This is a genomic window from Vibrio sp. Vb2960, assembly GCF_033337665.1.
GTDB classification, from domain to species: domain Bacteria; phylum Pseudomonadota; class Gammaproteobacteria; order Enterobacterales; family Vibrionaceae; genus Vibrio; species Vibrio alginolyticus.
On the sequence record NZ_JAWORD010000005.1, the window covers coordinates 192,451 to 206,505 of the forward strand.

Genomic DNA, 14,055 nt, shown 5'->3' on the forward strand with positions numbered 1-14,055 from the left:
CATAAAGCACTCGCATAGGTTACGAATGCCACTACGAGTGCTTATTTGTATAAGTACTTTCTTGGTTGAGGCTTAGCTCATTTCTATAAGCGGCGTAAACCCCACATTAAATACAAACCGCCAATGAGAGACGCCATAAGCCCTGTTGGTATTTCTTGCGGGTAAAGGACCTGTCGTCCCAACCAATCAGCCAACAACATCACCCCTGCCCCCAGTATCGCGGCGCATAACATGTGTTGTGACGCTTTGTTAAAACCAAATAAGCGAGCTAAATGCGGAGCCAACAACCCAACAAAGCTAATCGGACCAACAACCAATGTCGCACTGACCGTGAGACAAGCAACTAAAAGAAGCAGTGTTGCGCGTGAACGATCAACTCGAATTCCAAGCGCTTTAGAGGAAGCGGCACCGACAGGAAGAATATCTAGCCATCTTACGCAGAGAAAACTCAACCCTATAAAGACAAGCGCAGATAAAGACAACGGGAGTAACGTTTCAACCGAGACATAGTAGGTAGACCCTGACAACCAAGCCAATGCTTGATAACTTCTTGGGTCACCAGTGGCTAGAATAAAGCTCTGTATTGCATTCATCAGTGCGGTTATCGCAATACCAGTCAACAAAATACGCTCCGGCTGAAAGCCTGATTTACGGTTTAGCAGCACAATGACTAATACCGTCGCTAATGCACCTACGAACCCGCCTAGAGAAAGAGTGAAAATTGACGAACCAAACCCAGTAAACATCGCGATGATCAATCCCATCGCTGTCCCTGAACTGATACCGATCACTTCAGGACTTGCCATTGGGTTTCCACTTAGGCGTTGAATCATGGTTCCAGCAATCGCTAACATTGCCCCCGCAATTGCTGCTGCAAATAATCTAGGTGCGCGCCACTCCAAAAAAATCCAATTTTGGCTAGAAAATAAGTTTGCCCACCCTTCATTTTGCACAGCAACCGTGGCAAAAAGAACAACAGAAATTAACGTGCCGATCAACGCCAATGAGATCGCTTTAGGGTTTAGCTTGTAAACATGTTCACGATGTCGAGTTAACACTGTTTGAGTATGGCCCTGCGTCTTTTGTGATAAGCGAGGTAACAGCCATAACAGTAGCGGAGCGCCCAGTGCAGCGGTTGCTGCTCCCGTTGGTATAAAACTCGCCATTAGCCCTGGCAGTTGCTGAATAACCAAATCGGTTAAAGTCAATAACATGGCACCAATCAGCATTGATACCCAAAGCTTATGCTGGATTTTATTGATACCTATCAATCGAGTAATCGCTGGCGCCGCTAACCCGATGAAACCGATGATTCCTACGGCAGAAACCACCCAAGAAGTGATTAACACCGCAAGCCCAAGACAGACAAAACGCAACTTAGCTAGCGAGACACCTAAACTCTTGGCACCTTGCTCGGAGAGTTCCAACAGACTTAACGGCTTTGCAATCACAAATGCAACGACCGTAGCAAGTGCGATTCGAGGGGCAAGATACGAGAAATCTCCCCATCCACTCTGAACAAGCGAACCGGCTCCCCATATCATTAACCCATTCAGCTTTTCGGTATTCATCATCAGAATAACCGTACTTAATGATGCAAAGTACAGGTTTATCACTAACCCAGAAACGACGACAACCGTTGGAGATAACGCTCGTCGCCATGACAACAGCATCACCAACCCCATCGATATCACACCGCCGATGAGAGCAACCAAATTAGGCGCGATATCCAACATCCAAGGTGCGAATAGCGTAGCTAACATCAAAGCAAAACTTGAACCGCTCGCCACACCAAGTGTCGTGGGTGAAGCGAGAGGGTTACGCAGCACTTGCTGCATCAATACCCCAGCAACCGCTAATCCAGCACCAGATATAATCGTGGTGAAGACTCGAGGCCACCAGCTAAAGTGAAGTAAAACAGAATCGATAGATTGAAAGTTAGGCTCCCATAAACTGCTTAGAGCCAACGAAAATGAGCTTACTTGGTACAATTGGAAAGCACCAATAGAAAAGGTAAATGCCGAAAGTAACACCACAAAGCTTAAAGGCATCGTTTTCATTGTGTTAACTCCTCGACCTTACTCGCCGTAACTAACTCTGCGAAACGGAGAGCTGAAGGCATAGAACCAAAACTCCAAACGGGTGCGACTTGCATGACCTTTTCACCAGATTGTTGAACAACATATTGCCAAAATGGGTCTTGAGAGAGCTGCTCCGCTCCACCGTAAGGTAATGGCTCTACGATAACAATTTGAGCTTTTATGCCAGCTAACTTGTCGATGCCAACTAGGCTAAAGCCCCAGCTATTCGTCTTTTCATTCCATGCATTACTCAGCCCAATCTTTTCGATAGCCTGAGAGTAAAGACTATTTTGACCAAAAACACGAACGTGCTTCGTATCCATAAACTGAATCATTAAAAGCGGCGGCTGGTCTTTGTTTATGCGCTGTTTTAATAAAGAGAAACGTTTTTCATATTGTTGGATAAGCGCCTCTGCTTCCGCTTCTCTTCCCAGCTCTTCACCAAACCTCCGAGTGAAACGAGTAAGTACCGACCAATCTGTGATCCCGCTTTCATATAAGTCAATCGTGGTAACGGGGGCAATATCGACTAAACGATGCTTCATTGAGGAGAAGTACGGGGCAATAAAAATACGGTCAGGTCTGAGCTCGTAAATACGCTCTATATTGGGTTGAGTTCTTAACCCTACATCCTTAGTTTGAGGTGGTAACGGTGGCGATTTTACCCAAGCATCGTAATCTTGCCCTTGAGCGACGCCTACGGGCACAACCCCTAACGCCAACATCGTTTCAGTTTGTGTCCAATCAACCGACATCACCCGAGGTGATGCGTCAGCTAGTGCTTGAAAAGAACTGACCAAAAGCGCACTAAGTGAGAGAGCGAAAGAGAAATGTTTAAGTCGAGTGTTTGTACTGCTCATTATTCCAACCTTTAGCTTGGCATCGCCACCGGGTAACCCGCAGGGTGGTCAGAGATCATCATCTCTATCCCATATATGTCCCTCAACTTAGGTTCAGTAAACACCTGTTCAACATTGCCTTGTGCAATCAAATCACCTTGATGTAATGCAACGATGTAGTCGCAAAATCGTGCAGCCAAGTTGATGTCGTGTAATACGATAATAACGCCCAAGCCCAGTTCTTGACTGAGTTTAGAGATAAGCTTCAACATATCGACTTGATGGCTGATATCTAGCGCAGACAAAGGCTCATCAAGAAGCAAATACTCGGTTTTTTGGGCTAACAGCATAGCTAGCCACACACGTTGACGCTCTCCTCCAGATAACGTGTCCACTAAGCGATCTGCGTATTTTAGTGTGCCTGTCATCGCCATTGCTTCTTCAACAATGTCGTGATCTTTCTTACTCAAACGTCCAAGTAAACCATGCCATGGATAACGACCAAAACCGACTAAATCTCGACCTAAAATACTGTCGGTCACTGGAAGATGCTGAGGCAAGTAGGCAATGTGTTGGGCGAATTTTTTCGCTGAGAGATCGTTAATGCTCGTTCCATGCAGAACCACGTCACCAGCGGTGTATGGCTGTTGCTGTGCCAGCAACTTTAACAATGTGGATTTTCCTGAACCATTGTGTCCAACAAGAGCGTATGTTTTTCCGGGTTCAAATGTCACATCAAACGCTTTTAGCAATGACTTGCCTTCAATCTCAAACTGGAGTGCTTTAGCTTCCAACATCCCTACTTCACCTAATAGCCATTTACGAATAACAGTTATTCAGAGCTCTCATTCGTTGATCACGTTTGCCGTTCTTATTCAACAGAACGATTAATAAGGGAGGTTTTATATAACAACAAAGATACAAATGCAAACCGTTGTCATTATCATTACATCAACAAGATCATTGAGAGAATTGCTAAGTGTTAGTGATAATTTGCTCGGCTGAACTTCATTAGTAAATTATAGGCAGGTCAACGAGAGTAGCGGTCTCCCACTGCTCTCGCATAAATTTGAACGAATACTGCAGCGTATGAAGAAATGAAAAATGCCGCAGTGAATACATTAATGACGAGCGTCAGCGCCAAACTCTACTTCTTTATAGATATCGGCCAGCGACTTTTTACCTTGTTTGTCTTTGGCTGAACGCTTTTTCTTAGTTTGATAATGGTATTCTTGCTCCTGAAGTGCTTGTTCGTGCTCTTTTGCTGACTCAACAAACTCAGGATTTGCAAGTGCTTGTTGGCGTAAGCGGTTTACTCTTTCAAGGGTTTCCCACAACATACTTCACCTCCAAACTTGTTACTGTATATAAAAACAGTATTATTTAAATATTCCTCCTCGTCAACATTTCAACTTTGTTACTGCTCTTCACATTAACCCCAAGCCTGTATAGTGCTCAGGATATTTGTGGATGATTTGCTTTATATAACCTTGATGCTCTCGCAGAGCATTAACACATTCTCGAGATAACCATCCCTGATATACCCATTTTTCAAGCTCTAACAATGCGTATGGGATGGACCACGCTTGTCTATACGGATGGTGCGTTGTCATAAAATCAAAGGCATTTGCAGCAGCCGTAATTTGCGCGGCTATTGGTATATCGTCACTGGTTAAACCATACGGATAACCAGTGCCATTTAAGTTTTCGTACTGATAAGTAACCATCTGCAAAAACAAAGTCACACTCGGGTGAACCGGATTTCCGATACGGGCAACTATGTCATCCGCTGAATCGATACAACGCTCAATATGTTGAATCAATATCGCCTCTTGTTCTTGAGAGTAATTTGTTCGGCGGCTAGCAATTTCAACTGGCAGCTGACTATCACCGAGCGCATGGAACTGAGCAAAAATACCAATATCTTCGACCATTTCGTCATTCAGGTGATAACGATCCGCTAACTGCGTTGCGATAATTTGACTGTAGTACTTCATGCGTTTGGTATGCGCGTAATACTCAGGTGAATAGCCTGGCATCATACATTGCATTCGGTTCGCTAGCGTTTCTATCGCATTGACTACTTGAGTCTCTGATTCAACCGCAAATCGAATCATTTCGAAATAAGGTTTAAGACCATTCAGCGCTTCTAAACTAAACGCATCACGTTGAGTGGAGTTCAAAAATACAAAACCAGTAAAAGCTTTATTGTCATAACAAGGAATAGCAGCCGACGACTGATATCCGTGTTTGAGTAAAATTTGAACCCGAGGACAGTGATTAATATCATGAAGGTCTTCGACGATACGAGGAACCGCGTTTTTAGAGGCAATATTGAGGTGGTGGAGTTTACGGAATGCTGATTCGTGATGGGCTAGACACCAAGTGTCGAACTCACTTTCTGCAAATGATTTGAGCACATCTTGGTCTGGGTGATATTTTGCAAATGACACCCTATCAATACATGGCAAGTGCGCCTGCATCCTGCCTTTTAGCGTTTGCAGTTGCTCGTTAAGCGGTTTTGCAAACGGGTAAAAACTCCGGTGCGCCATGCTTCACCTCCACACCAAAGCAGAGAAACAAGAAAAGCTCATTGTGTTGCAAATTCAATGGTATTTTGAGCGGTTTTTTCCACTTAAACTATCGATATACCACAACTTAAGTGTACGAAATAAAAGCACATTTCTACCAATTTTTTCACCGGATATCTTACGGTAATTTGATCCAGATTAAAAAAGCCAACGAGCAAAACTCGTTGGCTTAACAATACTGATTGATTACGATGGATTCAGTAACTAGAGGTTATTCAAAGAACGTTCTGAACAACTAGCCTAGAGCAGGAAGCACACCCAGCGTAATTAACACCTGAGCGAATACGATGCCAGTGCCAGCGATGCCCGTTATCACTAGCGCACCTTGACCACCTGCGACGCGGTACTCCCCAGTAAAATCATCCGATTTACGAACCTTGATCACCATAACCAAAGGCAAAAAGATGGCTAAAATCGCTAAGGCAATCGCTGCATAGCCCAAAGCCATAATAAAGCCTTGAGGATAGAAAAGTGCGAAGCCTAGCGGTGGAGTAAACGTCACTAGTGCCGCAATCAAACGATTAGGCTTATCGTTACTTCCTTTGATGGTATCACCCAAAAATTCGAATAGACCCAAACTCACGCCAAGGAACGATGTCAACAATGCCAAGTCAGCAAACACACCAACAATGCTACCCAAATTTGATTGGTGTACTGTCTGAGATAGTTGACCAATCAGTGCGCTCAACCCTCCGTTCTCAACAAGCGTACTTTGGCTAACCACACCCAACGTCACGATTTGCCAAAAGATATAAATAACGAGTGGAATCGTCGAACCAATAATAACGGCTTTGCGTAAAGAAGAAGTGTCACCGTCTAAGTAATTCACAATTGCAGGTATACTTCCGTGGAAACCAAACGAAGTAAAGATCACCGGAATCGCCGCTACAACAAGGCCTTGTTCGATTGGCATACTTAACAAGTAAGATTCCGTAACGTTTGGAGCAAGAAAAGAAAGCACCGCAACCATCGCAATGAGCTTCATCGCGAACAGTACTCGGTTTACTTTATCGACCGTACCGGTACCCACCGTCACAACTAAAGTCACAATTAAGGTAAAGATTATCGTTGATGTAGGCCCTGAAATATCGAGGTCAAACCATTGTGCAAGGCGGTCTCCGAACTGAGCACCACCGCCAGCGATATACGCTGCACATAATGAGTAGAAAAGAAACAACATCGCAAAACTTGCCACCCACTTGCCTTTTTGACCTAGGATCTGTTTCGCCAAAGTATGAAGTGTAGCACTACTCTCCGCATGTTGATGAAGCTCAAGCATAAGCAAGGCAGTGAAAGCCATCAGAGCCCATAAGCCTAGCATGATGATAATAGAAGTTGAAAAACCAATGCCGGCAGAGGCAAGTGGAAGCGCTAGCATACCAGCGCCTATTGTAGTGCCCGCAATAATTAGCGTACTACCGAATACTTTAGAACGACTCATTGTATATTAATCTTTACACTTTATTAGAAATTATCAGTATTAGATCGGGCAACGGCGGACCGAAACCAACACCATATTTGTATTGCCGTCGATATTGTAGGATCTTTAGCAGAAGATCAAGCAAAGTGTAAGGATAAAAAACCACACATGTAAACTATAATTTACACCTTACTGATATTTAACAATAACTGTGTGCATTCTTCCCTGTTCATGAACTTGGGAACAGGGTAATTCCAGTGCGCCTCTTTCAGAATTAAATCAACAAGCGCATCAGCATCTTCACGTTGAATGAGCGCACTGGTTTGCTCAATATCAATAGTTGAAAACAAGGACTCCAGATTCGCCAAAAAATGCTGAGCACTTGCGTTACCTAACTGCCCCTCGGCCGTCAACTCATCGAGCTTTCTTAGTTGAGGCTCAATCTCTGATAATGAAAAGCGCAGCACAGGCAACAAGGCTAATCCGTTTGCCATACCATGAGGTATTCCATATCTCGCACCGAATGTGTGAGCAAAGGCATGAACATAACCCAAACTCGCTTTGGTAAATGCTAAACCCGCGTAATAGGATGCCATAGCCATTTTATGACGAGCTTCGACATCATCCCCTTGCATCACAGCCCTAGGAAGATATTTAAAAATGAGTTTAATAGCGGCAACCGAATAAGCCATCGTTTCTTGAGTAGCGTTTTTCGATACATAGGCCTCAATAGCGTGGGTTAATGCATCAACGCCAGTATCAGCCGTGATCTTAGGAGGTAAACCAATCATTAAATTCGCATCTAAAGCTGCCATTAGTGGCACCAACTTTGGATCCATTAAAGGGGTTTTAATGTGTGAGGAGGGATCTGACACGACCGCAGCTATAGTAACTTCACTTCCGGTTCCAGCCGTTGTTGGAATAGCAAAAAGCGGCGCTGGCATTCGCCATACCTTCAATAGTCCAGCTAATTTTTTGATTGGCCGTTTATTGGTAACTTTCGCAGCGATGACTTTTGCACAATCCATTGCAGAGCCGCCACCCAAAGCTAATATGCCCTCACAATGAAAACGATGATAAGCCTCTAGACCGCTCTCTACCTGATCATAGGTAGGATCGGGCTTAACTTGCGAGAAAACATCTAACTGTAAATCGAGTTTTGCTGCAGCCTCAAGCACCTTATCTACAATACCGACTTGGACTAACCCTTCGTCGGTAACTAACAAAACGCGTTTAAATCCCAGCTCGGTTATCGATTCTAATAGCTCATTCATCGAACCAGGGCCGGAAAACAAGGTTGGTCTCGGCATAGGAAGGATATGGGCTGCAATTTTTAACCCAGCGGTGTAACTCCGGTATAAACGATGCTTCAACATACGAAATCCTTTTCATTTAGAGCTATCATTCTAGCTACTTTTACTACCTATGCTTACTTTGCAATCACACATTTTCAATAAACTTATCTCACTAAAAGGGCTAGCATCGCTGGGAAACCGTACCATTTCATTATCTTTCCTCAACGACATGAGCTACAGAGAAAATGTTTTCAACGACGCTCTATTGTCATGTAGTTAACAAGCTTCTTTCCCTATTACTCTGTTAGTTACAGAGCGAGCCTCGAAGAAGTCTTCTTATTTTTTGCCAAAAGCAACAATATGAATTCTGTTAATCACACATCAATACCGTGTGTCTCTGGTTGAGCCCGAGCACGATTTACAAAAATAAAAATAAGAATGCGTTACATCATGATTTATTGTCGTTTTCAAATAAGTCAACAAGAGCAACAATAATCTTTCAAAACTTATACTTAGTTCAAATATCTGACTCTTAACCATGAGCTTCAGGTGATATTATTATGCAACTAGGATTATTATCCCGCCCATAATCAAAACTATGTCTAAACGCCCACCTTTTTGGGGTCTATTCGCTGTCGTACCCAATTTTTCCTATCACCTTCTGATTTGGGTTTAGCGTGGGCTAATTAGCAATGTCGGTATAAACCATGAATCATTCTTGCCATTCCCATACGGACATGGGCTTTGAAGTCGATCTGAAACAAGCACTTATCTGGGTTGCTCGAGCACTCGACTATGTAGGTGTTGATGATACGCACCATAGCCATCGTGTCGCTTACATCGCTTACCAATGTGCTCGGGTCATGAACTGGGAACCAGAAAAAGCGGAGTTTTGCTACTTCGCAGGGATGATCCACGATTGTGGAGTCTCCGAAACACAAGAACATAAAATGTTACTTGAGGAGTTGGTGCCACAAGATGTAAAAACACATTGCTTAAGAGGATACCGAAGCCTCAAGCAGTGTCGTTTGTTGCGTCAGTTTGCTACACCTGTTCTTTACCACCATACACATTGGAGTGAACTAAAATATCTTGATTTACCGCCTTTTGAAAAAGAGGTCGCTGCCCTACTTTATTTAGCCGACCGTCTCGATTTTATGCGTTCCAAATACGTCATGAACTGCCACTGTGACATTGTCACACTTCATGAAGAACTAATTGCAGAATGCATCATGGCAAACGCTGGAACTTTGTTTAATCCAGACATGGCTAAGGCAATGGTTAAGCTCGTTATGACCGACGCATTTTGGTTCGCGATGGAGTCTGAAAATATAGAAACCATCGGATTAAACTTTAAAAGCATTGATTGGCTTCAAAAACAGCTCACCATCCAAGATATGAATAGTTTGGGCATGTTTATCGCTCGAATTGTTGACGCAAAAAGCCCATTTACTTATCAACATTCGCAAAAAGTGGCGGAGTTATCTCGGTATCTAGCCATCAAGCTTGGGTTCTGTGAGAACGACCAAGAGATGTTATTTATTGCTGGGTTGGTGCATGATATCGGAAAGTTAAAAACACCAGATGAGATTCTTCATAAAGAAGGATCTCTTAATAAACAAGAGTATACGCGTATCAAACGCCATACAATTGATACTCAGCTCGCATTGCATAAGGTCTTCCCTAACGCGAAAATAGCGGAGTGGGCTTCCAATCATCATGAACGTTTAGACGGGTCGGGCTATCCCTATCACAAAACAGGCGCCGAGCTCGATGTTCCATCGCGTATCATTGCTGTCGCGGATGTCTTCCAAGCTCTGTCTCAGGACCGTCCCTACCGAGGACGAATGGCTCAAGCGCAAATCGCCGCGATTATGGGCGAGCAAGTCGCTAATCAAGAACTTTGTTCTGACGTCTATGCAGTGCTAGAGCGAAACATGACCGAGTGTTACGAGCTATCAACTAATGTTTAATCGATAAAGGGCGTATCTACGCCCTTTGCTGATTTTGTACAGGTTGCAAACCAATCATTTTGCAATATCAAGTACATTGTCTCGCACACCATTGATTCTGAACCAACCTGCAATGCTGAACCGCTCTGCGTTGGTCGGTAAAACCTCATGCGGGAATTGCTCAGATAAGAATAAAAGTAAGCGTCCTGATTGAGGAGGGATGGTTGCTATCTTATTATCATTTAGATCGTAAACCACCAATTCACCTGCATCCTTTTCCGTCCAAGATTCGTTCATGTAAAAAACGGTTGTCAATCGACGGTTTTCATTGCCCTTAAAACAATCTAGATGCTTTTGGTAGAAATCCCCTTCCTCGTACTTGGCAAAGTGAGCTTCATACTCAAAAAGCCCCAGAAACAAGTGACGGTTCACTTCTTGGCGTATTTCTTCCATCTTATCTAAGTAAGAAGTAACCGCGTGCCCCATATTGGGCGATAACCATTGAATTTTGTCACTTCGAATTGACTCAATACGTGTCACATCGTCATTACGACCAATACGCGCTTTTTTCCAGTTACTTGGAATGCAGTCTCGTAATTGAGCCACTTCTTGTTCAGAAAGAAAATCATCCCAGATGTAGTAGCCATGGGTTGCTAACGCATCGATCATTTTATCCATTATTGTCGTTCACTCATATTAGTTGGGCGGTCTATATAAAAAATCTTCAACCCCACAACAAATGCGATTTTTTGTCGAAACGACAACAAAATAAAAGAGAGTAAAAATAGGTGATGACGAATATAAAAATGCCGCTCATATGAGCGGCAATATCTTTTATTATTGACGAGCTTCTAATCTGGTTGGATGAACTCGCAACGGACTAAGACGTTTAATAGTCGGGCGTTGTTTGTTTTTTAACTGGATATGGCAAAGTTCCAGAATTAAGCCGAATGCCATCGCAAAGTACACATAACCTTTGTTGATATGAATTTCGAAGCCTTCTGCCATCAATAAACCACCTAACAAAACGAGGAATAACAAAGCAAGTGTCTTAAAACCAGGGTAACACGACACCAGGTTATTGATTTTTTCTGCTGTCATGACCATCACGATAGCAGAAGAAACAATCGCTGCGACCATAAGTGGGACATCACTTGTTAAACCAACGGCGGTTATCACCGAGTCCATCGAGAATACAGCATCCACGGCAACAATCTGCAACAGAACTACCGCTAAACCAGTACGGGCGTGAGTTGAGTGAGCAGACTCGTTGTGATTTAACCAACTCCACAACTCTTTCAGGCTTTTAGCCAAGAGGAATGCACCACCCGCAATCATGATGACGTCTCTTCCGGTAAACGCTTGGTTCGCCAAAGAAAATAGCGGTTGAGTCAGTTGCATGATCCAAGAGATTGAAAACACTAAACCAATACGAGCAATAACAGCAAGACCAATACCAAGGTTTCTTGCCAGCTTACGTTGGTGCAGCGGCAGTCTTTCACATAAGACAGAGATAAAAACGACGTTATCAACGCCTAAGACAACTTCAAGCGCAAACAAAGTGGCGAAAATAGCCCAAGCTTCTGGTTGCATAAAAAGTTCTAGCATGAGCATGTCTCCAATAATAAGAAGACATATGGTGAAGGGTTTTGCCGACTAAAGGGGTCGTCCATTAATTATTTATACCTTTGTTACTGAGGGATCATGAGTAAATCACCAAACAATCAACAAAACAATATCTATTTTAATTAACAAGGAACAAGTTTAATTCGTGTACAAATCAATCAACTCCTCCAAATTGATTAAAATTACATAGAAGCTTTAGAATTGAATAAATGAAAGCATTAAAGTCCAACAAAACTAAGATAAATTTCTAGACTTATAAGCACCATCAACCCTTATGCAACCCATTAAATGCATTGAGCTCAAAGAGAAACAGGCGTGTTTCCGAGATAAACAATAGTAAAAATTTGTTTCATGCTGATATACTGCCAAAAATCATAAGAAACCATGCTATTTATGGACTACATTGCTCTTTCGCGTATAAGCCTTAAACATCTAACTGTTTTACATATGTTGTTAACCACTCACAGCGTCACACTTGCGGCAGAACGCTTGTGTGTAACACCATCGAGCGTCAGTAAAACGCTCGGACAGTTGCGCGAAACGCTAAAGGATGACCTTTTTTACCGTGATGGCACTCGCTTAGTGCCGACAGCATTTGCGCTGCATATAGGCCCATCAATCCATGGCATACTCTCCAGTATGAATGGATTATTACATCAAGGCTCTTTCAATCCGGCTTACTATCAAGGTAGTTTTTCATTAGCAATGCGTGAAAGTTCATTTGAGCTCTTTGCGCCAGTTCTACAGCACTTGTCCCAACAACTGAGCAACCACGCGCACTTGAATGTCCATGCGAAAGAGGAAATGAGCTTCGATGCATTAGCAAGAGGTCAAGTGGATTTTTTGTTGCTTCCTCACGATCTCAGCCAACCACCCACACAAAATAAAGACTTGGTCTGGAAAACCATTTTGAAAGACGAAATGGTTTGCTTAATGAGAGCATCGAACCCACTCGCTGAGCAACCCTTATCTGTTGAAAGTTACCTTTGTGCAAGACACATCGGTATTCATGATAAAGATCTGTCACAACCTTATTTTGAGCAAAATCTCACCCAAAGGCATTCAAAGCGAAACTTGGCCATGCGTGTAGCCGACTTTGGTTCAGCTGCGGTGATGTGTCAGCACTCGGATTACTTGTTCACATGCTCCAAGCTTTGGGCAAGAGCGGCAATGCAAGCAAAAGGTTTGGTTGAACAAGCTCTTCCATTCGATTACGGACAGGTAGCCTACAGCCTCGTTTGGAACAAAGCGAGCTTAAACGATCCCGCTTTAAAATGGTTGCAGCAACAATTACTCGACGCCTGCGCCATGTTAGATGCCTGTGATGCGTAAGCATAGATAAACAACGGTACTACGTGAGTACTGTCGGCACTGTGATAGGGTTACTCACGTAGCATCGAAGCTCTGATTTTAAGCGTTCGATATCATGATGAGAGCACATATCCCAAGTTAACGCCTCCCCCACTACTCCGTGATGCTGAAAAGCATTTAAACGGATAAGCACCGATTCAGGAAGAGTACTCAAGTAACGTCCAATTGCTACGATTTCTATATCTAAATCACTTTTTTGGGGAATATGCAGTAAGCGGATCTCGTACAATTTTTCGTGTTCAGCTAGGTAATGAAGGGTTTTAAATACACGATGATTATCACGCCCAGTTAGCCACTGATGCGTCTCCGTCTGCCACGCTTTCAAATCGATCATTGCGCCATCCAGAAAAGGGAGAATACGCTGCCAACCAGCAACCGCTAAAGAACCGTTACTGTCGATGAAACAAGAGAGGTGCCGTAATTCAGGATCTTGTTTTATCCCTTTAAACAGCTCAATAATGAAAGGAAGTTGTAAGGTAGATTCCCCACCGGATACTGTAACACCACTGATGAAAAAGCGATGCTTGCGTATCAAATCGAGCATTGTTACTACAGAGTAGTCAGTAATTTTTGGATTAGATTGGTTCTGACATATCTCTATACAATGATCGCAGTGGGTGCACTCCTCTTTAAGCCAAACAACGTTGTTGTTTTCGTCGAACTTCAATGCGCCTGCTGAACATTCACTCACACACTCACCACAATGATTACAATGGTTTATCGTGTGAGGATTGTGGCAGTTCAAACACTGATAGTTACAACCCTGTAGAAAGATGACTAGACGATTTCCTGGCCCATCAACACAAGAGAAAGGAAGGATACGAGTGACTTTTGCCAAAAGGCTTCCACTTCGTCTAGACATCTTGTTCTTTCCTAAACC

The 14,055-nt window shown here is 43.3% G+C and carries 12 protein-coding genes; 2 read left to right on the top strand and 10 right to left on the bottom strand.

The window, feature by feature from the left end; genetic code table 11:
- Positions 1-83: 83 nt before the first annotated feature.
- The 7 genes from fhuB to R7O03_RS06425 form a co-directional block, all read right to left on the bottom strand.
- Positions 84-2,060 carry a Fe(3+)-hydroxamate ABC transporter permease FhuB gene (gene fhuB / locus R7O03_RS06395; RefSeq protein WP_213893823.1) on the bottom strand — a complete coding sequence of 659 codons (1,977 nt, stop codon included), beginning with the start codon at positions 2,058-2,060 and terminating at the stop codon, positions 84-86.
- Positions 2,057-2,941 carry an iron-siderophore ABC transporter substrate-binding protein gene (locus R7O03_RS06400; RefSeq protein ID WP_054574124.1) on the bottom strand — a complete coding sequence of 295 codons (885 nt, stop codon included), beginning with the start codon at positions 2,939-2,941 and terminating at the stop codon, positions 2,057-2,059. Before R7O03_RS06400 ends, fhuB begins: the two co-directional genes overlap by 4 nt.
- Before the next feature lie 11 nt (positions 2,942-2,952).
- Complete coding sequence (locus R7O03_RS06405) at positions 2,953-3,717, bottom strand: ABC transporter ATP-binding protein (protein WP_005377721.1); 765 nt, start codon at positions 3,715-3,717, stop codon at positions 2,953-2,955.
- Positions 3,718-4,041: 324 nt separating this feature from the next.
- Positions 4,042-4,260, bottom strand: coding sequence for a hypothetical protein (locus R7O03_RS06410; protein WP_005377723.1), 219 nt, complete (start codon positions 4,258-4,260; stop codon positions 4,042-4,044).
- 87 nt (positions 4,261-4,347) lie between these two features.
- Entirely contained in the window at positions 4,348-5,472 is a 1,125-nt protein-coding gene (locus tag R7O03_RS06415; RefSeq protein ID WP_054701448.1) for an HD-GYP domain-containing protein, read from the bottom strand.
- 274 nt (positions 5,473-5,746) lie between these two features.
- Positions 5,747-6,952, bottom strand: coding sequence for an aromatic amino acid transport family protein (locus tag R7O03_RS06420; protein WP_033905238.1), 1,206 nt, complete (start codon positions 6,950-6,952; stop codon positions 5,747-5,749).
- 161 nt (positions 6,953-7,113) lie between these two features.
- On the bottom strand, positions 7,114-8,307 hold the full coding sequence (locus R7O03_RS06425; protein WP_047102205.1) for an iron-containing alcohol dehydrogenase: 1,194 nt from the start codon (positions 8,305-8,307) through the stop codon (positions 7,114-7,116).
- 626 nt (positions 8,308-8,933) lie between these two features.
- On the opposite strand from R7O03_RS06425, the gene R7O03_RS06430 reads away from it, so the two are divergent.
- Positions 8,934-10,199 (top strand): HD domain-containing phosphohydrolase, encoded by a 1,266-nt coding sequence (locus tag R7O03_RS06430; RefSeq protein ID WP_031778971.1) that lies wholly within the window; start codon positions 8,934-8,936, stop codon positions 10,197-10,199.
- Positions 10,200-10,253: 54 nt separating this feature from the next.
- Here R7O03_RS06430 and R7O03_RS06435 read toward each other — a convergent pair whose 3' ends face one another.
- Together R7O03_RS06435 and R7O03_RS06440 are read right to left on the bottom strand one after the other, a co-directional pair.
- On the bottom strand, positions 10,254-10,856 hold the full coding sequence (locus R7O03_RS06435) for a 2OG-Fe(II) oxygenase (RefSeq protein ID WP_005377733.1): 603 nt from the start codon (positions 10,854-10,856) through the stop codon (positions 10,254-10,256).
- Positions 10,857-11,015: 159 nt separating this feature from the next.
- Positions 11,016-11,786: a TerC family protein gene (locus tag R7O03_RS06440; protein WP_005377734.1), complete on the bottom strand. Its 771-nt coding sequence runs from the start codon at positions 11,784-11,786 to the stop codon at positions 11,016-11,018.
- A gap of 411 nt (positions 11,787-12,197) precedes the next feature.
- Here R7O03_RS06440 and R7O03_RS06445 point away from each other — a divergent pair, with 411 nt between their 5' ends.
- Positions 12,198-13,136, top strand: a complete 939-nt coding sequence (locus R7O03_RS06445) for a LysR family transcriptional regulator (RefSeq protein WP_005377737.1) — start codon at positions 12,198-12,200, stop codon at positions 13,134-13,136.
- A 19-nt stretch (positions 13,137-13,155) separates the two neighbouring features.
- Here the strand turns inward: R7O03_RS06445 and R7O03_RS06450 are convergent, their stop codons facing one another.
- Positions 13,156-14,037: a YjjW family glycine radical enzyme activase gene (locus R7O03_RS06450; RefSeq protein ID WP_213968795.1), complete on the bottom strand. Its 882-nt coding sequence runs from the start codon at positions 14,035-14,037 to the stop codon at positions 13,156-13,158.
- Between the last annotated feature and the right edge of the window lie 18 nt (positions 14,038-14,055).